This window comes from Pseudomonas anguilliseptica (assembly GCF_021375795.1).
Classification (GTDB): domain Bacteria; phylum Pseudomonadota; class Gammaproteobacteria; order Pseudomonadales; family Pseudomonadaceae; genus Aquipseudomonas; species Aquipseudomonas anguilliseptica_A.
Genome location: NZ_JAEIOI010000001.1, coordinates 1,172,748 through 1,191,690 on the forward strand (window position 1 = coordinate 1,172,748; position 18,943 = coordinate 1,191,690).

At 61.2% G+C, this 18,943-nt stretch carries 17 protein-coding genes; 6 read left to right on the forward strand and 11 right to left on the reverse strand.

All coding sequences use genetic code 11. The annotated features are described in order from the left end of the window. Nucleotides 1-10: 10 nt before the first annotated feature. Genes IOD17_RS05435 through IOD17_RS05445 form a run of 3 tightly spaced genes read left to right on the forward strand, consistent with a single transcriptional unit; the run spans nt 11 to nt 2,630 of the window. Nucleotides 11-1,333: an MFS transporter gene (locus IOD17_RS05435; RefSeq protein ID WP_233684055.1), complete on the forward strand. Its 1,323-nt coding sequence runs from the start codon at nt 11-13 to the stop codon at nt 1,331-1,333. Next, a complete protein-coding gene (locus IOD17_RS05440; protein ID WP_233684056.1) occupies nt 1,330-2,022 on the forward strand; it encodes a TIGR04283 family arsenosugar biosynthesis glycosyltransferase in 693 nt (230 codons plus the stop codon). The genes IOD17_RS05435 and IOD17_RS05440 overlap by 4 nt, the downstream gene beginning before the upstream one ends. Continuing rightward, nucleotides 2,019-2,630, forward strand: coding sequence for a TIGR04282 family arsenosugar biosynthesis glycosyltransferase (locus IOD17_RS05445; RefSeq protein WP_233684057.1), 612 nt, complete (start codon nt 2,019-2,021; stop codon nt 2,628-2,630). Before IOD17_RS05440 ends, IOD17_RS05445 begins: the two co-directional genes overlap by 4 nt. Nucleotides 2,631-2,632: 2 nt before the next feature. On the opposite strand, the gene IOD17_RS05450 is transcribed toward IOD17_RS05445, so the two are convergent. The 4 genes from IOD17_RS05450 to flgA all read right to left on the reverse strand — a co-directional run bounded on the left by IOD17_RS05450 (nt 2,633) and on the right by flgA (nt 5,275). Further along, the gene (locus IOD17_RS05450) at nt 2,633-3,382 is read right to left on the reverse strand and encodes a flagellar brake protein (protein ID WP_233684058.1); all 750 of its coding nucleotides are present in this window, start codon (nt 3,380-3,382) and stop codon (nt 2,633-2,635) included. 79 nt (nt 3,383-3,461) lie between these two features. Next, nucleotides 3,462-3,929, reverse strand: coding sequence for a flagella synthesis protein FlgN (locus IOD17_RS05455; RefSeq protein ID WP_233684059.1), 468 nt, complete (start codon nt 3,927-3,929; stop codon nt 3,462-3,464). 85 nt (nt 3,930-4,014) lie between these two features. Beyond that, on the reverse strand, nt 4,015-4,359 hold the full coding sequence (gene flgM, locus IOD17_RS05460; RefSeq protein ID WP_233684060.1) for a flagellar biosynthesis anti-sigma factor FlgM: 345 nt from the start codon (nt 4,357-4,359) through the stop codon (nt 4,015-4,017). Nucleotides 4,360-4,516: 157 nt separating this feature from the next. Beyond that, nucleotides 4,517-5,275 carry a flagellar basal body P-ring formation chaperone FlgA gene (flgA, locus tag IOD17_RS05465; protein WP_233684061.1) on the reverse strand — a complete coding sequence of 253 codons (759 nt, stop codon included), beginning with the start codon at nt 5,273-5,275 and terminating at the stop codon, nt 4,517-4,519. Between the two features lie 73 nt (nt 5,276-5,348). Between flgA and IOD17_RS05470 the strand changes: the two genes are divergently transcribed. Together IOD17_RS05470 and cheR are read left to right on the forward strand one after the other, a co-directional pair. Next, complete coding sequence (locus tag IOD17_RS05470; RefSeq protein WP_233684062.1) at nt 5,349-6,281, forward strand: chemotaxis protein CheV; 933 nt, start codon at nt 5,349-5,351, stop codon at nt 6,279-6,281. 44 nt (nt 6,282-6,325) lie between these two features. Continuing rightward, nucleotides 6,326-7,153, forward strand: coding sequence for a protein-glutamate O-methyltransferase CheR (gene cheR / locus IOD17_RS05475; RefSeq protein ID WP_233684063.1), 828 nt, complete (start codon nt 6,326-6,328; stop codon nt 7,151-7,153). A 58-nt stretch (nt 7,154-7,211) separates the two neighbouring features. On the opposite strand, the gene IOD17_RS05480 is transcribed toward cheR, so the two are convergent. After that, complete coding sequence (locus tag IOD17_RS05480) at nt 7,212-10,301, reverse strand: transglycosylase domain-containing protein (protein ID WP_233684064.1); 3,090 nt, start codon at nt 10,299-10,301, stop codon at nt 7,212-7,214. A 290-nt stretch (nt 10,302-10,591) separates the two neighbouring features. Between IOD17_RS05480 and IOD17_RS05485 the strand changes: the two genes are divergently transcribed. Next, complete coding sequence (locus tag IOD17_RS05485) at nt 10,592-11,278, forward strand: class I SAM-dependent methyltransferase (protein ID WP_233684065.1); 687 nt, start codon at nt 10,592-10,594, stop codon at nt 11,276-11,278. 7 nt (nt 11,279-11,285) lie between these two features. Here the strand turns inward: IOD17_RS05485 and IOD17_RS05490 are convergent, their stop codons facing one another. The 6 genes from IOD17_RS05490 to metR form a co-directional block, all read right to left on the reverse strand. After that, on the reverse strand, nt 11,286-12,026 hold the full coding sequence (locus IOD17_RS05490) for a glutathione S-transferase family protein (protein WP_233684066.1): 741 nt from the start codon (nt 12,024-12,026) through the stop codon (nt 11,286-11,288). 125 nt (nt 12,027-12,151) lie between these two features. Further along, nucleotides 12,152-15,298 carry an efflux RND transporter permease subunit gene (locus IOD17_RS05495; protein WP_233684067.1) on the reverse strand — a complete coding sequence of 1,049 codons (3,147 nt, stop codon included), beginning with the start codon at nt 15,296-15,298 and terminating at the stop codon, nt 12,152-12,154. Nucleotide 15,299: 1 nt separating this feature from the next. Further along, nucleotides 15,300-16,382, reverse strand: a complete 1,083-nt coding sequence (locus tag IOD17_RS05500) for an efflux RND transporter periplasmic adaptor subunit (RefSeq protein ID WP_233684068.1) — start codon at nt 16,380-16,382, stop codon at nt 15,300-15,302. Nucleotides 16,383-16,387: 5 nt separating this feature from the next. After that, the gene (locus tag IOD17_RS05505) at nt 16,388-17,044 is read right to left on the reverse strand and encodes a TetR/AcrR family transcriptional regulator (protein WP_233684069.1); all 657 of its coding nucleotides are present in this window, start codon (nt 17,042-17,044) and stop codon (nt 16,388-16,390) included. A 107-nt stretch (nt 17,045-17,151) separates the two neighbouring features. Next, nucleotides 17,152-17,916: a substrate-binding periplasmic protein gene (locus IOD17_RS05510; protein ID WP_233684070.1), complete on the reverse strand. Its 765-nt coding sequence runs from the start codon at nt 17,914-17,916 to the stop codon at nt 17,152-17,154. 36 nt (nt 17,917-17,952) lie between these two features. After that, a complete protein-coding gene (metR, locus tag IOD17_RS05515; protein ID WP_233684071.1) occupies nt 17,953-18,873 on the reverse strand; it encodes a transcriptional regulator MetR in 921 nt (306 codons plus the stop codon). Nucleotides 18,874-18,943: the final 70 nt, after the last annotated feature.

Consider the following 18,943-nt stretch of genomic DNA (forward strand, 5'->3'; position numbering starts at 1 on the left):
GTGCCGCCTCATGTCTGTGATTCTCAAATCATTCAGTTCGCTGTATTTCGCCACCCTGTTGATGTTGCTCGGCTCAGGGTTGCTGAGTACTTATCTGGCACTGCGTCTGGCCGAAACGGCGGACGGCTTATGGGTTGGTGCGCTGATGGCGGCCAACTACCTGGGGCTGGTGCTGGGGGGCAAACTGGGGCATCGGCTGATCGCCCGGGTAGGACATATCCGCGCCTATGTGGCCTGTGCCGGGGTGGTCACGGCCGCCGTGCTGGGTCATGGCCTGAGTGACTGGCTGCCCAGTTGGCTGCTGCTGCGTATGCTGGTGGGCCTGGGCATGATGTGCCAGTACATGGTGATCGAGAGCTGGCTCAATGAGCAGGCAGATACCAGTCAGCGTGGCCAGGTATTTGCCGGTTACATGGGCGCCTCTTACCTGGGCTTGATCCTCGGTCAACTGGTGCTGGTGGTGCATCCTGCTCTGGGCCTTGAGTTGCTGATGCTGGTGGCGCTGTGCTTTGCCCTGTGTCTGGTGCCGGTGGCGCTCACCCGCAAGCTGCACCCGGCGCCGCTGCATCCGGCACCGCTGGAGATGCGTTTCTTTATCGAGCGAGTTCCCCTGTCGTTAACCACCATCGTGGTGGCTGGGCTGCTGATTGGCTCGTTCTACGGTTTGGCACCGCTGTATGGCACGCGCATGGGCCTGTCCACTGAGCAGGTTGGTCTGTTTATGGGCTGCTGCATCATTGCCGGCCTGCTGGTGCAGTGGCCGCTCGGCTGGCTGTCTGATCGGCATGACCGCGTGCGGCTGATTCGTGGTTGTGCCGCTTTGCTGGCGCTGGCTGCGCTGCCTCTGGCGCTCCTGCCGCAGGCGAACCTGGCGTTACTGTTCGTCGTTGGTTTTCTGGTATGTGCCCTGCAGTTCAGCCTTTACCCGTTGGCGGTGGCACTGGCCAACGACCATGTCGAGGCCGAACGGCGCGTCTCGCTGACAGCCATGTTGCTGGTGACTTTCGGCGTTGGTGCCAGTATCGGGCCTCTGCTGGCGGGCGTGCTGATGCGCTTTCTCGGCGCCAATATGCTGTATGCCTTCGTCTGCGGCTGTGCACTGATCCTGGTGCTGCGCGTGAGGCCGGAGCGGGTGACCCACCTGCACCAGGTTGAAGACGCGCCGCTGCACCATATCCCCATGCCTGACAGCACCACCAGCTCGCCGCTGACCGCGGCCCTTGATCCGCGCGTGGCTGAAGAGGTGGTGCAGGAGCAGATGCACGACAGCAGCGCCGCGTTTGGAGCAGACGAACGTGCACCAACGACGGCCGAGCCGCAGGTGCGCGGATGACGCCGCTGCTTAGCGTTGTGATTCCGGTGCGTAATGAAGCGCAGGCCTTGCCCGCTCTACTGGATGATCTGGCCGAGTTGCGGGCGGCGGGGGCTGAGCTGATCGTGGTTGATGGTGGTAGCAGTGATGGCACCGTTGAACGGGCGCAGGGGCGGGTTGATCAGGTGCTCAAGAGCGAACCCGGTCGTGCGCTGCAGATGAATGCTGGCGCTGCACATGCGCAAGGAGAGTACTTGTGGTTTGTGCATGCCGATACACGGATCAGTGGCCCTGCGCTGCGGCGCTTGCTGGATGTGTTGCAGCAGCGGCCGCTGTGGGGACGCTTTGATGTGCGTCTTTCCGGTCCAGGCCTGGCATTTCGTGTGATTGGCGCGATGATCAGCCTGCGTTCGCGGCTGACCGGTATTGCCTCTGGGGATCAGGGTATTTTTGTACGTAGGGCGGCCTTTGTCGCGTTAGGCGGTTACGCCCCAATTCCGCTGATGGAAGACTTGCAGCTATGTCGCCAGCTCAAGGTGCAAGCGCGCCCGCGCTGCCTGCGCCCGCCATTGTCGACCTCCAGCAGACGCTGGGAGCAGCACGGTATATGGCGTACCGTAATGCTCATGTGGTGCCTGCGTTTGGCTTATTACTGTGGCGTCAGCCCGGACAAGCTGGCTCGTCAGTACCGTCGAGGATCACTGCTATGAGCCTCTCGATTTCCTTGCATCTGTTGGCGCGTGCCCCCGTGGCCGGGCGAGTGAAGACCAGGCTGATTCCTGCTTTGGGTGCCCAGGGTGCTTGTGATTTGCAGCAGCTCCTGTTGGAGCGCGCCTTGCAGTTGCCGGCCAGTGGCTTTACTGAGCGCTTTCTGTGGCTCGATGATCTGCCCGGTGCCGAGTTGCAGGCGCTGGCTGATGCCCAGGCATGGACTTTGGTCGAGCAGCCAGTGGGGGATCTGGGGGAGCGCATGCGCCGTATCGCCACCCTGGGGCTGGCGGACAGCGATGCAGTGATTCTGATTGGCAATGATTGCCCGGCCCTTGACGGTGCTTACCTGCAGGCGGCTTGCCGCGCCTTGCAGGAGCAGTCGGTGGTGATTGGCCCGGCCGAGGATGGCGGTTATGTGTTGCTGGGGTTGCGGAGCATGGCGCCGACGCTGTTCAGTGACATGCCGTGGGGCACTGAGCAGGTGTTCGATTTGACCCTGCAACGCCTGCAGCAGCTGGGTTGGCCCCCGGCGGTGCTGCCTGCGTTGTGGGATGTGGATCGACCCGAGGACCTGTCGCGCCTGGCAGCGCTGAATATCCTGATTTAGGGCTAGAACAGACCGTCGCTGTCAAAGCGGCGGGCCTCGCGTTGCAGCTGGTAGACAAAGCGTTCTACCAGGCGTTGTTCCTGACCGTTGATGCGGTGAAAGCGGGCGCCGATAAAGGTGATGTCCAGCTTGTCTTCATACTGCACATGTCGCACTTCGACGGCGGTGGTCATCGGCCCAAAGGGGAAGCGCGCGGTGAAGCGCTCATACACCTGACCAGCCTGCAGGCTGCTGCTGATATTGCCGGGAAAGCGCAGTTTGCAGCCGGTTGCCGAGATATCCAGCAGCTGCCCTGTGATGGCTGTGCGCAACTTGTCGCCGGCCAGTTCGATCTTGATCAGCTCACCTTGTTTGAGTGGTGCGCGGAAGGCACTACGCCGCTGGTGGTAGGTGACTTCAGGTGGGATCGAGCTGAAATAGCAACGCGCGCCTTCATGCTCGGTAATGCGCACGCTTTGTTCGCATTTCCAGGCCACGCGTACGCCTTCGTGGAAGGCTTCGACATTGAAGGTTTCCCCGTTGGCCAGGTAGCGCTCGCCGTCATTGGGCATCAGCTCATCGAGAATCAGCAGGTTCTTGTCGCGATCAACTTCGATCACATAGCTTTGAAAGCGCTGATTGCGTTCTTCAAAGGTGATGATCAGTGGGTCATGGTTCTGTTGCAGCTGGCGCAGGTTGGCCACGATTTCCACAGGTGTCTTGAGCACCTTGGGGGGTTGCGGGCCATCTTCCTGGCTAAAAGGACTGGGCACGGTCCATTACACTCCGAGCAAATACTATGGCACTAGCATACTGGCTATATGACAACATGTCCCTGTGCCTTTTTAGGTTTCAGGCCTGGCTGAGCGGGCGCTGCTGGCCGATTCTAGCGGCACTGCCACGGCTGTCATAGAGGCTCGGGGTCTCGTTGCCACGCAGGATACTGAGCATGCTGTTGGCTGAAGCCTGGCTGGAACGGATCAGGCGCCCGTTGCGCAGATTGGCAGCCTGGCAGCGTTCCAGTAATGCGCTTAGCTGATCGCCGCGTTCAAGCAACAGGCCGCCCTGCTCGGACTGTGCCGCGAGGGTCTGCAAGCCGTTGCGATCAGGGCTGAGGTTGAGGCTGGCGAGCAACTGGCTACGTTCTTTGCCGTGCTGGTCGAGCAGACTCAGCAGTGGCAGCTTGTCGGTCAGAATGCTTTGCAGGCGGGGAAGGTCGCGATCACTGAGGGCTTGGAATTCAGTGTCGATGAGTTCAAGCAACTGCTCGGCGGTGCCGATATCGTTGATGAACAATTCAAGCAGCTTGGTATCGTGCATTGCGGGCTCTTAGGGGGTAACGGCATTCATTGCGTGTGCAGGAAATGTCCGTTGGGCGGCCAATACCCCCAGCGCAGCCCTGAGACTAGCGCTGGGATTCGAAATTAATCAGTTTGCTGGCAACGCGTTGGCTGTCGACCTGATAGCTGCCATCTTCAATGGCTTGCTTGAGCTGAGCCACGCGTTCCTTGTTGACGGTGGGCTGGTCGCGCAGTTTTTCGCTGACTTTCTGCAATTGCTGAGCATCGCGGCTCAGTTGTACCGACTCGCCGCTCTTGCCAGCTTGTTGGGCCTGAGTCGTAGGGTTGGGCACATTGCTGGGTTGCTTGTTGCCGATGGCTTCATTCTGGCCACCTGCCTGAGCACTGCCGGTACGCCCCGAATTGGCTGGCGTTGCGGCATTGTTGAGCCGGTTGATATCGATGACCATGATGCAAAACCTCGAACAGTGTTTGGACGCTTGCCTAGCTTGTCGGCGCTGCCTGGAAAAACTTTAGGGCAAAAAAGTGTGCGTCAGCTAACAGTCTAAACACAGTGTGGAAAATCGTCAGCCCGGTTGATACACAAAGTTTAATCAAGATTCATGCCTACATCGCAACTTCAACCTGACCTGGGCCGACGACACGCGCTCTGATAACTCGATTCGAGCGTTGGTTACGCACGCTGATCTGCTTGCCAATAGTGCCGTCCGAGAGCGCTTCGCCGGGCATGCGGACACTGATCCCGCCACTGCGTGCGCTGATTACCACCTGATCGCCTTTACGTATTGCTTCAGCCATTTGCACGTGAATGGGGGCAAGTACCTGATCCGGTAGCAGTGGTCGCGTCAATTTTTTGTCGATGGCCTGAGGCAGGGCTGTCAGATAACCCTGGTTGAGCAGGCCGACATCACGTTCGGCGAGCAGCACATCCATTTCTGTCAGCAGATTGTCGCGTTTCAGCGGGCGGCTGGCGATCACCACCTGCCGATACAGGCGCACCTGGCCGGGTACGAATACTGTCCAGGGCGAGTTGCCATCGCAGCGCACGCGCAAGGTGACGCGGCCAATCGGTTCGGCCGGACTTTCCAGGGTGGTTGTCAGGGGCTGCCCGCACAAAGGTAGGCGTAGACGTGGGTCGAGTCGGTTGATTTGAATCTCATGACGTCCGGCGATGTTGCTACGCTGTAAATAATCACTCACCGCCTGCTCAAGAAAAACTTCGCCAGCGCCGATAAGTTGTTCAGGCCGCGTGGCCTCGGCGCTCGCTACGGCGCTATAGCCGAGTGCCAGCAAAGCGGGTACAACTGCCAGCCAGTAGCGGCATTTTGCCAGTGAGCGTCGGTTAGTTGTCGTTTCAGTGTTCATATGGGTTAGATAGCAAGGCGCGTGCCGCCTGCTACGCTGACAGCAATCTGTTACTCAAATAAGGAGTTTGGGTATGGCCGGTGTGATGGATTCGGTTAACCAGCGAACTCAGTTGGTTGGTCAGAATCGTTTGGAGTTGCTGCTGTTTCGTCTGAACAGCAACCAGTTGTACGGCATCAACGTATTCAAGGTGAAAGAGGTGCTGCAGTGCCCGAAACTCACCATCATGCCCAAATCCAGTCCGGTTGTTCGCGGTGTGGCCAATATCCGTGGCGGCACCATTCCGATTCTTGATTTGTCCATGGCCACGGGCAACACCCCGCTGGCGAATATCGACAGCAGCTTCGTGATCATTACCGAGTACAACACCAAGGTGCAGGGTTTTCTGGTGCATTCGGTCGAGCGCATCGTCAACATGAACTGGGAGTCGATCCATCCACCACCCAAGGGCACCGGGCGCGATCATTACCTGACGGCGGTGACTCACCTGGACGACAAGATGGTCGAGATCATCGACGTCGAGAAAATCCTCGCAGAAGTGGCACCGACCTCTGAGGTGATCTCCGAAGGTGTACTCGATGCCCGCACCCAGGCCCGTGCCGTGAGCAAACGTGTGCTGACCTGCGACGATTCGTCGGTTGCACGCAAGCAGGTGACGCGCTGCCTGGAAACCGTCGGCGTGGAGGTGGTGGCGCTAAATGATGGCCGCCAGGCTCTGGATTATCTGAAGGCGATGGTCGAGGAGGGCAAGAAGCCTGAGGAGGAATTTCTCATGCTGATTTCCGATATCGAAATGCCCGAGATGGATGGTTACACCCTGACAGCGGAGATTCGTTCCGATCCGCGTATGCAAAAGCTGCACATCATCCTGCATACTTCGCTTTCTGGCGTGTTTAACCAGGCCATGGTCAAGAAGGTGGGCGCGGATGATTTTCTCGCCAAGTTTCGCCCGGATGACCTGGCCGCACGGGTAGCTGACCGCATCAATATAGCGGCAGGGGACTGAGGGCCTGGCCCTCAGTGAAACATATGTTCGTCGAGGCCTCGCGAGTGTCTACAGGTAATTTGGATTTCGAGCAGTTCCGGACTTTCCTGGAAAAAGCCTGCGGCATCCTGCTTGGCAGCAATAAGCAGTATCTGGTTTCCAGCCGGCTCAACAAGCTGATGGAACAGAACAGCATCAAAACCCTGGGAGAGCTGGTGCAGCGCATGCAAAGCCAGCCACGCAGTGGCTTGCGCGAACAGGTGGTCGATGCCATGACCACCAACGAAACGCTGTGGTTTCGCGATACCTACCCCTTTGAAGTGCTGAAAAACCGGGTGCTGCCCGAGATGATCAAGGCCAGCCCAGGGCAGCGCTTGCGTATCTGGTCGGCGGCCTGCTCTTCGGGGCAGGAGCCCTATTCGCTGTCGATGACCATCGATGAGTTTGAAAAAACCAACCTGGGTCAGCTCAAGAGCGGTGTGCAGATTGTTGCCACCGACCTGTCGCCGTCCATGTTGCTCAACTGCAAATCGGGTGAGTACGACAGCCTGGCAATGGGCCGTGGTTTGTCCCAGGAGCGGCTGCAGCGTTATTTCGACCCCAAAGGGCCGGGGCGCTGGGTGGTCAAGCCGGCCATTCGCAGCCGTATCGAGTTCCGTCCGCTGAACCTGCTGGACAGCTATGCCAGCCTTGGCAAGTTCGATGTGGTGTTCTGCCGTAACGTGCTGATCTACTTCTCTGCCGAAGTGAAGAAAGACATCCTGACGCGCATTCATGCGATGTTGAAACCGGGTGGTTACCTGTTCCTCGGTGCCTCCGAGGCACTCAACGGCCTGCCTAACCATTATCAGATGGTGCAGTGCAGCCCGGGGATCATCTACAAAGCGAAGTAGCCTGTGTGCTTGCAAATAAAAACGGGAGGCCTTGGCCTCCCGTTTTTATTGGGCTGAGTTAGTGTGTTGCCGGGGTTGTTTGTTCACTGCCTGTCACGTGGCACAGGCTGTGGGTGCCGGGTTGCAGGTAAGGCTGCAGGATCGGCGCCATGCCTTTGAGCACTTGCACCGGCAGTGCTGAGGTGAAGCGAAAGTTTTCCGCTGCGCGGCCGGGAACGAAGGCGGTGAGGGTGCCGTAGTGGTTGTCCCCCAGGTAGAAAACGAAGGTGGCGGTACGGTTCATCGCGCGCGAGCTGAGCACGCGGCCACCTGCCCCTACCGTTTCAATGCGGTTGTCCCCTGTGCCGGTTTTGCCACCAACCTTGAGTGGCTGACCATCGGCCAGGCTGAAGCTGCCAAGCAGCCGGCGTGCCGTGCCGTTCTCGACGACATCGGCCAGGGCGTTGCGCAGTGCGGCGGCCACTTCGGGCGCCATAACCCGTTTGCCTTCCTTGTGGTCGCGTACCACCACGGTGTCGTAGGGCGTGTCCGCAGCAAAGTGCAGGCTATCGATGCGGGCCGTGGTTTGCCGGATTCCGTCGTTCTGAATGATCCCCATCAGCTCAGCCAGGGCTGCTGGCCGATCACCTGAGCTGCCAATCGCCGTGGCCAGTGAGGGCACCAGGTGAGCGAAAGGGTATCCCAGGTTTTGCCAACGCCGATGAATATCGAGGAAGGCCTCAACCTCCAGCATGATGCGGATGCGGCTGTCACGGGCACTCTTGTGTCGGCTGCGGAACAACCAGCCGTAGACCTCCTGGCGTTCACCCTGACTGGCGGCGACGGCATCGCTGAAGCGTGCCTGCGGGTGTTCGATCAGATAACCCAGCAGCCACAGCTCCAGCGGGTGAACGCGGGCAATATAGCCCTGGTCGGGCAGGCTGTAGGCCCCAGGGCCATAACTGCGGTAAAGCTCGCTAATGCGTTTGTCGCTGAGCTGCTCCTGGGGCAGGTATTTGCGCAGGAAGGCAGCAAAGCTGGCTTCGTCGGCAGTGGGTTGCAGGTAGCGGTGTACGGCGGCCAGGCGTACCGAGGTGTGACGCAGACCGTTTAGGAAGGTGTCCAGACGTTGCTGTTCTGGCTGGCTTTGGTATTTGCGCCAGAAGCGCAACAGGAAGGTGGTGCCCTCGCGGTCGGCGAAGTCGCGCAGGTAGGCCTGGCGGCGCGGATCCTTGTCGTCCTTGAGCAGCTCGGCGCTGTTATTCGGGCCTTGATAAGTGGTGTAACGCACCAGATCGCGCATCAGGCGGATAAACGGCAGGTTGAGTGATTCACGCAGGGCTTCACGCATGCTGGCGATGCGTTGGTTGTCTTCACGGCGGAAGTTGTTGAAGGTGTGGATGCCGCCGCCAGTAAAGAAGCGTTCGCCAGGGTTAGCCGAGTATTTGCGCTCCAGGGCGGCGTCCAGCATGGCTGTCAGGCTGGCGTTGGGCGTGTTTTGCAGGTAATCAACGGCCCAGCGGGTCAGGTTGTCCTGGGCGTTCACGGCACGCAGTTCGCTGGCGCTCTGCCCGGCGTGGCGCTGGTGCAGTTCGGCGATGATTTCCAGGTAGGTGGCCAGCACTCGCAGCTTGGCCGTGGAGCCCAGCTCCAGCTTGCTGCCTTCGTTGATGTCGAAGGGCTGGTCGGTGTTATCGGTCTGTACCCGCACCACGCTGCCATTTTCAGTGCGCTCGAACAGAGTGAAGCTGTAGCGCACGTCAGCCGTTTTTTCCGGTGACAACAGGCGTTCGCCAAACAGCCCGATCTGCCCGGCAAAGGTGGGTTCGGCCAGTTGTTGCAGGTACTGGCTGACGGCTTGTTGCAGGTCATTGTTGAGGGTGCTGGTGGCGCTCAGATCGAGGCGATCGAGGTCGTACAGCGGCATGTTGAGCATGGCTGACAGACGCGCCCGTGACACGCTGATGCCTTTGTTGCTGTCCACCGGCTGCAGGTTCGGCTCCAGGACCCAGTCGCGGTAGTTGAGTGTTTGCTGCAGGGCGGCGTCGCGCAGGGCCGTGTCGATCAGACCACCGCCAGCCAGAAGGCGAATATGGCTGTCGGTCAGACTGGCCAGGTCGTTGCGACCCTGAGCCAGATAGTAGGACGGGCGGCGTTGGGCAATCATCAGGGCCAGTACCTGGCGCAGGGCTAGGCCACGCTCGGCCAGGCTGGCATCAGGTGACAGTGCTGGGTTGAGCAGCCGATTGACCTGGGCGAAGTCTGCACCAAACCAGATACGCAGGCCATCGGCCAGGCCATGCACTTCGCCATGTCCGGGGGCGGCGGAGAGTGGCACGCTGTTGAGGTAGTCGCGCACGATGTTTTCTCGCGCGGCCATGGTCTGCGGGCCGCTCTGGTAGGCGCGTACGCTGGCCGAGAGCATTTGCCGCAGCTTTTCCGTGGCTGACAGGGTCAGGCCATCCGGTGAGTGGCGGTATTTCTCCAGCTGAGTGGCCAGTGTGCTGCCGCCCGCCGACTGGTCCTGCATGTCGAGCAGCTTGCCGACCTGGGAAAGAGCGGCCATCACAAAACGTGGCCAGTCCACAGCCGGGTTGGCCATGGGGTGCTGTGGGTCAAGCAGGTGGCGGTTCTCGATAAATAACAGGCTGCCCGAGACCAAGGGTGGGATCGCGCTGAAACTCGGGTAACGCTGCTGCGGATAGCGAAACTCGTAGAACGGCGTGCCGCTGCAATCACTGATACTCAGGCCGCTCTGGATTTTCTCCGGGTAGGGGATAAACAGACCGCGTTGGGCATAGTCGAGCAGGGCCGGGGAGAACTGCGCCTGCTGCTGCACGATGAAGTTGCGCTGGCTGAGACGCTCCAGCATCAGTGGCAGGTAGGTGTAGCCCTGACGTTTATCAAAGGGGCCTTCCTTGGGGTAGATGATGGCACTGCTGGGGCCGGGCTCGACCCGGTAGCTGAGGGTTTGTGCGTAGCGGCTGAGTTCTTGCGCCTGGTAGCGCGAGGTGCGCAGTTCTTCGGCGAGCAGCAGACCCGCGACGATGCACAGGGCCAGAAGCAGCAGCCAGAAAAGGATTTTCAGTGTGCTGCGGCGTTTACGCGGTGCCGGCTGCTGCTGGCTTGCTGGAAGTGGGGTGATGCTGGGTTGCCATGATGCGCCCATATTCATTTAGCCTGATGTACTCATCCATAGGTTTGACAGGTTGCTGAATAACATCAGCGGGCTTGTTCACTGAGCTCCGCTCAGTTGGCCACTGTTTGCAGTTTAGCCGCTGCCTCGGCGCTCAGGCAGGGATGCGTTTGGCAGACGTGAGATTTTCCCGGTATTTATACAACGCATGAATAAGTGATCAGCGGCAATGCACACGGGCGCGAACAGGTGCAGGATTGCCAGGGCTGCATCTGTGCAGGCAGGTGCAAGTAACGGACGACTGAACAGGCAACGAGTGAGCTATGCAGCGCGACCATCGGGAGCAACTCAACCTCAGCTGGCAGGCCAATGCCGATGCCTGGACCGCCGCCGTGCGCGAGCAGCGCATCGAGAGTCGCCGGCTGGTCACTGATGCAGCCATCGTTCAGGCGATTCTGGCCCTGGCGCCGGAGCGTGTACTGGATCTCGGCTGTGGCGAAGGCTGGCTGTGCCGGGGGCTGGTCGAGCATGGCATCGAGGCGGTCGGCGTGGATGCCTCCGCGCCGCTGATTGCCGTGGCGCAACAGGCTGCGGCGGGTAAGTCGCAGTACCGCGTGTGCGGTTATGCCGAGCTGGAGAGCCAGGCTGAGCTACTGGGGCGTTTCGATGTGCTGGTGTGCAACTTTGCCCTGCTGGAAGAACCTCTGGCGCCGACCCTGAATGCTCTGCATGGTCTGCTGGCCGACGACGGCCGTTTGCTGATCCAGACCCTGCACCCCTGGCGGGCCTGCAACGATGCGAGCTATCGCGATGGCTGGCGGGTGGAAACCTTTGTCGGTTTTGGCGAGGGCTTTGCCCAGCCGATGCCTTGGTTCTTTCGTACGCTGGAGTCGTGGCTGGCGTTGTTCAGCGAAACCGGCTGGCGTTTGCAGTGGTTGCAGGAACCGCTGCATCCAGAGAGTGAGCAGCCGGTGTCATTGCTCCTGCTGCTTAGCTCCGAGCCTAACTGAGCCCAAATCAGGCGCGACGCTGACGATCTTCGGCGTAGCGGCGCATGACCCACTGCCCAGCCGGGTGGGCGTGCAGCTCATCGAGGAAGGCCTGGGTCTTGGCATCGTGTCCGGCAATGCCTTCCCATGGTGTGCCGGCAGGGGTGAACAGCGGGGCGAATAGCGCGGCGGCGCTGATGTCGGCCAGGGTCAGTTGTTCGCCGACCAGGTAGCGTGATGGATCGCCGTGGATACGCGACTCGATCAGTGCCAGACCTTCAAGCAGTTCAGCCTGGGATTTCGCCACACGCGGCGGCGTTACCCCGTACAGGCGCTGTACGCCGTTGATCAGTACCGGTTTCATCAGGTCGCGCAGGCCCAGCAGTGGGCGGTAGACCTTGAGCATGGCGTGCATCACCGAGTCCCATTGCTTGATCTGGCCATACAACCAGCGGCGCACATGTACACCCATGTGGTCGAAATGCGCTTCCAGCTCCAGCACCTCGGCCCGTTGCGCGGCATCGGCCGGCAGCAGGGGGTGTTCGGGATAGTGCTGCTCCAGGTACAGGGCAATTTCGGTGGAATCGCCGATCACCTTGTCGCCGTCCTTGAGGATTGGCAGGGTGACAATATTGGCCAGGCGCTTGCTTTTCAGCCGATGCAGACCGGGAAACAGGTTGTCCACCTGAAAGTCGAGGCCCTTGTGATCCAGGTGCCAGCGGGTTTTTTCGCAGTAGTGGGAAATCGGGAACTGATAAAGCGTGCGCATGGTGGGCCCTCGACAATAGTGTGCCGAGTGTACGGGCTGTTTGACCGACTACCCAGTCGCAATCGGCAGTCCAGGCTTTCGTTGGGGGAGCCATGCCCAGGCCGCTGCTGACCTGGGCGAACAGCTTAGGGCGTACGTTGCAGCTCGACCTTACCGGTGGCACTGGCCAGCAGATGCTCCGGCAAGTCGAGCAGGTCGTCGTCGAATGACTCCAGCGGCGGCGGGCGACGTTCGAAGCGCGAGCCAAGCACCAGCAGGCAAGGCGTCAACAGCAAGGTCAATACGGTGGCAAAGGTCAGGCCGCCGGCAATTGCGCTGGACAGCTGGGTCCACCATTGGGTCGACGGCGCACCAAAGCCCAGGCTGGGAGTGAGCAGGTCGACGTTGACCCCGATCACCATCGGCACCAGGCCGAGCACCGTGGTCACGGCGGTGAGCAGCACCGGGCGCAGGCGCAGGCTGCCGGTTTCCAGCGCTGCCTCACGCGGCTCCAGGCCCTGGCGGCGCAACTGGTTGTAGGTGTCGATAAGGATGATGTTGTTGTTCACCACGATGCCCGCCAGGGCGATCAGGCCCATGCCGACCATGACGATGCCGAACGACTGGCCGTTGACCAGCAGGCCCATCAGCACTCCCGCAGTGGACAGTACGATGGCCGAGAGCACCAGCAGCGACTGATAGATGCTGTTGAACTGGGTCACCAGGATGATAAACATCAGGAAAATTGCCACCACAAAGGCCGTGCCGAGGAAGGTCGCGGCTTCACGCTGGTCGGCGTCCTCGCCAGCGAACTTCACCTGCACATCAACGGGCACCTCACCCATTGCCTTGCGTAGGGCTTGCAGGCGTTCGTCCAGGCGTGCGCCTTCGGCGATGTCGGCTTGCAGAGTGATGGTGCGGTTGCCGTCGACTCGGCGCAGGGTGCCGACCTTCGGCGCCTGTTGCAGCGAGACGAAGTTGCTCAGCGGAATCTGCCCGGCCGGGGTGTTCAGGGTCAGTCGGCCGAGCTGGTCGAGAGAGCGCCAGTTGGCTGGCAGGCGCACGCGGATATCCACTTCATCGGTGGCGTCTTCCGGGCGGTAGGTGGCCAGTTTCAGACCGTTGGTGACCATCTGCACGGCATTGCCCACGCTCAGCACATCCGCTCCGAAACGCGCAGCTGCTTCGCGGTCGACCTTGATTCGCCATTCGATGCCCGGCAGGGCGCGGTCATCCTCGATGTCCTTGAAGCCGCCCAGGCGCTGCATGTTGGCGCGCACCTGTTCGACCCACTGATCGGCCTTGGCCGGATCCATGGAGCTGACCTGTAGCTTTACAGGTTTGCCGCTGCTGGGGCCTTCTTCCTGTTTGCGGAACTCCAGCACGATGCCCGGGATATCCGACGTTCGCGTGCTCATGTCGGCGAGAATCTGGCTGGCCGAACGCCGCTCATGCCATTCAATGAACTGGAACTGCAGGGTGCCGATCACGTCCGCACCGAGCTGGCCGTCCGGCTGCGCGAGGGAGCGGGCGTACAGCGCCTTGACCTCGCTCATGCCGAGCAGGCGTTTCTCCACCTGTTGCAGCAGCGCGTCTTTTTCCTGCACCGACAGATCGCCACGGGCGCGCAACCAGATCTGTGCGTTCTCCGGCTCGACTTCGGGGAAGAACTCCACGCCATGGTTGAAACGGCCATAGGCGGTGTAGATCAGCGCAATCAGCGCGAGCATGCCCAGCAGGGTCAGTCCAGGGCGCTTCAGCAGCGTGCCGAGCAGGCGGCGATAACCGACGGCACCGCGACCCGGTTGGGTGGGTTGCGGCATTGGCTGGCCGCCAGTGACGGCGCCGAGCACCGGCAGAAACACCAGGGCCATGGCCAGTGAAGCGAGCAGGCAGACGATCACCGTGGCCGGCAGGTATTTCATAAACTGGCCGACTACGCCGGGCCAGAACAGCAGTGGCAAAAACACCACCAGGGTGGTGGCGGTGGACGAGATAACCGGCCAGGCCATCCGCATCGCGGCATTGGCCCAGGCCTGGCGTGGCGTTTGACCCTGGTGCAGGTAACGGTCGGCCAACTCGGAGACGACGATAGCGCCGTCCACCAGCATGCCAGCCACCAGAATCAGGCTGAACAACACGACGATATTCAGGGTGAAACCGAACATCCAGATCACCAGGATGCCGGTCAGAAAGGCCCCCGGAATGGTCAGCCCGACTAATAGCGCCGAGCGCATGCCCATGCTCGCCACCACCAGAATCAGCACCAGCACGATGGCAGCCATCACGTTGTTGATCAGGTCGCTGAGCATGCTCTGCACCTGCTGCGACTGGTCCATGATGTAGCTGACCTTGAGACCTTCGGGCAGCAGCGGCTGGGCCTTGACCATCAGCGCCTTGACCTGCTCGATGGTGTCGATGATGTTGGCGCCGCTACGTTTGGACACCTCCAGCACCACCGCCGGCTGGCCGTTGATCCGCGCGTAACCGGTGGGGTCTTTGAAGGTGCGGTGAATGGTGGCGACGTCGCCGAAGGTCACCACGCTGTCGCCGACCACCTTGATCGGCATGGACAGCACGTCTTCGAGGTTTTCGATCACCCCAGGCACTTTCATGCTCATGCGCCCGGCGCCGGTGTCCAGGCTGCCGGCGGCGACCAGGCGGTTGTTGCGGCTGACCAGGTTGAACAGCTCGTTGTAATCGATGCCGTAGCTGTCGAGCACCTGCGGGTCGACAACGATTTCCAGCAGGTCTTCACGGTCGCCGCCGATTTCCACCGAGAGCACTTCGGCGATGCCTTCGACGTTCTCTTTCAGACGTCGGGCGATATACACCAGCTCGGTTTCGGCAATTGGCCCGGATAGACCAATCGACAGCACTGGAAACAGCGCCACGTTGACTTCATTGACCGTCGGTTCCTCGGCTTCTTCCGGCAACTTGCTGCGCGCGGTGTCGACTTTCTCGCGCACATCGGCGAGGGCCAGCTTGGCATTGAAGCCGGCGTCGAACTCCAGGGTCACCGAGGCATGGCCTTCGCTGGCCATGGAGCGCATTTCCTTGACCCCTTCTAGGCTGCGCAACTCCTGCTCCAGCGGGCGTACCAGCAGGCGTTCGGCGTCTTCCGGGCTGATGCCTTCGAGGGTTACCGAAACATAGATGATCGGGATGCTGACATCCGGGTTGGCCTCCTTGGGGATGGCGTAATACGCCGTCAGGCCGCCCAGCATAAGAAATAGCAGCACCAGCAGGCTGGTGCGGCTGCGATCCAGCGCCGCAGCGATCAGGCCGTGCATATCAGCTACCCCCTTTGGCCAGCTGGCTGATCACCTGTTGGCCCGGCTCGACAAAGCCCTGGCCGAGGGTGATCAAGGCCACCTTGTTGGGCAGGCCGCTGACCCAGGCGCCCTGGTTGTCGACGCTGATCAATTGCACCGGAGTGAACTCTACCTGTTGCTGTTCATTCACCCACTTGACGCCATGCCGACCGGCTTTATCCAGGCTCAGCAGGGCAGGCGACAGGCGATGCGCCAGGGCTTCACCGGTCTGAACATGCAGGGTCGCGCTGGCACCTGCCAGGCGCAGGGCCTGCGGGTTATCGACCTTGACCTCGATGCGGAAACTGCGCGAGCCGGGGTCGGCTGCGGCGGCGATAAAGTGCAGCTCGCCCTGCAATTCGCGGCCGTCGAGTAGTTCAACCTTAACCGGCTGACCGAGCTTGAGCTGGGTGACTTCCTGCTGGGCGATCTGTGCGCTGACCTTGAGCTGGCTGATGTCCACCAGGGTCAGCAGGCTTTGCCCGGGCTGGACGAAATCGCCCAGTTCAACCATGCGCTGGTCATACACCCCGGCAAACGGCGCGCTGATCCGTGTGTTGCGCAGCTGCAGGCGGGCGCTGTCGAGCTCGGCGCGCGCCTTGGCCAGTTCGCTTTCCAGGCGCAGCAGCTCGTTGGCTGAGATCAGGCTGCGTTCGCGTAGGCGTTTGGCTGCACTCACGTCGCTCTCGCGCTGACGCACGTCGGCCTCGCTGCGCGCCACCTGGGCTGGGCGGTCATCGGCTGACAGGCTCAGCAGCAGTTGCTCGGCGGCAACGCGGTTGCCCTTGTCCTGATCCAGGCGCGTTACCGTGCCGCTGACCTGTGAGCGCAGCTCGACCCGGCGCCAGGCTTCAATCTGCCCCTGCACCACGTGCTGGCGCTGCATCGGGCTGGCTTCCAGCCACTGCACTTCAACTTTGCTCAGGCCCTTTTCTTCCACTGGCGTATCGGCCGTGGCGGTTTCCTGCGTCTTGAACAGCGAGCCGCTGAACAGCCACAACACGAGTAGCAGACTGATGGCGACGGCGATCAACCAGGGGCGTTTGGACAGCTGACTGAACATGGTGGTTACTCGTGGCGATGGGGTTGAGCTAGCAAATCTGCGGCCTGAGTACGCAGGCCGGCAATGATGAAATCGGTGACGCGGGCGAAGTACTCATCCAGGGCAATTGGTTCGGCCCAATGGGCGAAGCCGCCGGAGGCGATACGCGCCATCACCCCGTTGACGCAGGCTTCGACGCCCCACAGCAGGTTCTGACAGTCGCTCTGGCTTAGCGCCTGGTTGTTCAGGGCGACACTGAGCATGTCGCTGAAGAACAGCTGAACTTCGCGCTCCATATCGAGGAACTGCTGGCGGTACGGGGTTTCCAGGCGCTCCTGAAACTCCGGGCGGTCGCAGTGCAGGCACAGCTGCGCCTGGATCGGGTTGCTCAGCATCTGCTCGAAGGCGCGACGAATGACCCGGCGCATGGCGTCCTGCGGCGGGCTGGCGGCATGCAGCTGGCGCAGTTCCAGCAGGTTGGCGCGACTGAGGTCGAGCACCAGACGCGCATACAGTGCTTCCTTGCTGGGGAAGTGCTTGTACACCGTGCCTTTGCCGATGCCAGCGGCGAGCGCCACTTCGGCAATGGTCACGCGGTCCCAGGGCTGCTCGGCAAAGAGCTGACGGGCCGCGTCGAGGAGGGCGTTCTCGCGTTGTTCGAAGAGTTGATCTTGGTAGCGCATTGGCATTAATCGAAGATTGTGACCGGCGGTCATCCTATGACTGTTGGTCACGACTGGGCAAGTCGGCAGTTGTAACAGGCTTTGCCGTGGCTTGATGGGGTTGGGTTTCAGGGATGGGGCGGGGTGCTGAACGATTGCCAGAGTTGCGCATAACGGCCGCTGTTTTGCAGCTCGCGCAGGCCTTGATCGAAGAGTTGCTGCAGGCGTTCGCTTTCGGGCAGTTGGCGGGAGAAGATCAGGTGGTAGTCCCAGGTCTCATAGGTTTGTGTGGTGGTCAGGCGGGCGCGATCCTTGGCGCTGAGCTGATTGAGCACATAGCTGCCTGAGCCTTTGACGATATCCACCGCATCGATACGCCCGGCGGCCAGCTTGCGCAGGTTGATCAGCTCATCTCCGCTGGCTTCGTACTGCACCCAGCCGCGCTGCTCGGCTTGTTCCAGCACAGGCTGTTTCGCCGATCCCAGTGGAATGCCGATACGCAGGCCTTTTAGTTGCTCGGCTGCGGCGAGGCTGCCATCCCAGTCAATCGGCTTGTCGCGGCGGTAGAACAACACCACTTCATCGCGATACACCACGGCGGAAAACAGGCAGTCGGCCTCGCGCTCCGGCGTGCGCCCCCAGATGGCCGAAGCTTGCCAGCGACCCTGCTTGACCTCCGTGTAGGCGCGCTTCCAGGGGAAGAAGCCGTATTCCACGCTGACGCCCTGGGTGGCAAAGGCTTCGCTGATCAACTGCGGCACCACGCCATAGTGCGGCAGCGCCGCACCGATAAAGGGCGGCCATTCGCCGATGGCAATGCGGATTTTTTCCTGGCTATGCAGTGGCTGGCAGAGGCCAGCCCAGAGCAGCAAAACGGAAAGCAAACAACGCATGCAGTGCTCGATATTCAGCTCGCGGGTTATTCGAGTTTAGCCGCGTGCCACACTGACGCCTTCCAGATTGGCGAAGGAGGTGTCCTTGGCGGTCAGCAGAAAGTCACGCATAAACGGCGCATCCAGCATATCGGTGCGGATGCCGGCGTACAGGGTAGCGAACAGGCCCTTGTCGCCCAGGCGTTTGGCGGTCACGTAGCCGCGCGAGCTGTACTCATGCAGCGCCCAGTTGGGCAGGCCGCACACGCCACGGCCGCTGGCCACCAACTGCATCATCATCACCGTCAGCTCGGAGGTGCGTACCTGGGCCGGCTCGACATCCGCCGGTTCGAGAAAGCGGGTGAAGATATCCAGGCGGTCGCGCTCCACCGGGTAGGTGATCAAGGTTTCCGTGGCCAGGTCCTGCGGCTTGATGCACGGTTTGCTCGCCAGCGGATGCTGGTTGGCTACCGCCAGCATGGCTTCATAGGTAAACAGCGGCACATAGGTAATACCGGCCAGTTCCAATGGGTCGCTGGTCACCACCAGATCCAGATCACCACGCGCCAGCGCCGGCAACGGGGCGAAGGAGAAGCCCGAGGCCAGGTCCAGCTCCACTTCCGGCCAGGCATCGCGGAACTGGTCGATGGTCGGCATCAGCCACTGGAAGCAGCTGTGGCACTCGATGGCCATATGCAGGCGCCCGGCAGTGCCGCCAGCCAGGCGCGCCAGGTCACGCTCGGCACTGCGTAGCAGCGGCAATACCGTGTCGGACAGCTGCAACAGGCGCAGGCCGGCGCTGGTGAAGCGCACCGGCTTGGTTTTGCGCACGAACAGCGGCATGCCCAGGCGCTCTTCCAGCTCCTTGAACTGATGCGACAGCGCCGATTGCGTCAGGTGCAGGCGCTCGGCGGCGTCCACCAGGCTTTCACTTTCGCGCAGGGCGTGCAGGGTTTTCAGGTGGCGCAATTCGAGCATGGCGGGCCTCAGGTGTCTCGCAGATGTGCTGTGTGTAGGAGCGAGCTTGCTCGCGATGCTTTAACGAATC

What these genes read in the sequence shown, in the direction of transcription:
- IOD17_RS05435 (WP_233684055.1), top strand. Translation starts at nt 11, where the DNA reads ATGTCTGTGATTCTCAAATCATTCAGTTCGCTGTATTTCGCCACCCTG.
- IOD17_RS05440 (WP_233684056.1), top strand. Translation starts at nt 1,330, where the DNA reads ATGACGCCGCTGCTTAGCGTTGTGATTCCGGTGCGTAATGAAGCGCAG.
- IOD17_RS05445 (WP_233684057.1), top strand. Translation starts at nt 2,019, where the DNA reads ATGAGCCTCTCGATTTCCTTGCATCTGTTGGCGCGTGCCCCCGTGGCC.
- IOD17_RS05455 (WP_233684059.1), bottom strand. Translation starts at nt 3,929, where the DNA reads ATGCACGATACCAAGCTGCTTGAATTGTTCATCAACGATATCGGCACC.
- flgM (WP_233684060.1), bottom strand. Translation starts at nt 4,359, where the DNA reads ATGGTCATCGATATCAACCGGCTCAACAATGCCGCAACGCCAGCCAAT.
- flgA (WP_233684061.1), bottom strand. Translation starts at nt 5,275, where the DNA reads ATGAACACTGAAACGACAACTAACCGACGCTCACTGGCAAAATGCCGC.
- IOD17_RS05470 (WP_233684062.1), top strand. Translation starts at nt 5,349, where the DNA reads ATGGCCGGTGTGATGGATTCGGTTAACCAGCGAACTCAGTTGGTTGGT.
- IOD17_RS05480 (WP_233684064.1), bottom strand. Translation starts at nt 10,301, where the DNA reads ATGGGCGCATCATGGCAACCCAGCATCACCCCACTTCCAGCAAGCCAG.
- IOD17_RS05485 (WP_233684065.1), top strand. Translation starts at nt 10,592, where the DNA reads ATGCAGCGCGACCATCGGGAGCAACTCAACCTCAGCTGGCAGGCCAAT.
- IOD17_RS05490 (WP_233684066.1), bottom strand. Translation starts at nt 12,026, where the DNA reads ATGCGCACGCTTTATCAGTTCCCGATTTCCCACTACTGCGAAAAAACC.
- IOD17_RS05495 (WP_233684067.1), bottom strand. Translation starts at nt 15,298, where the DNA reads ATGCACGGCCTGATCGCTGCGGCGCTGGATCGCAGCCGCACCAGCCTG.
- IOD17_RS05500 (WP_233684068.1), bottom strand. Translation starts at nt 16,382, where the DNA reads ATGTTCAGTCAGCTGTCCAAACGCCCCTGGTTGATCGCCGTCGCCATC.
- IOD17_RS05505 (WP_233684069.1), bottom strand. Translation starts at nt 17,044, where the DNA reads ATGCGCTACCAAGATCAACTCTTCGAACAACGCGAGAACGCCCTCCTC.
- IOD17_RS05510 (WP_233684070.1), bottom strand. Translation starts at nt 17,916, where the DNA reads ATGCGTTGTTTGCTTTCCGTTTTGCTGCTCTGGGCTGGCCTCTGCCAG.
- metR (WP_233684071.1), bottom strand. Translation starts at nt 18,873, where the DNA reads ATGCTCGAATTGCGCCACCTGAAAACCCTGCACGCCCTGCGCGAAAGT.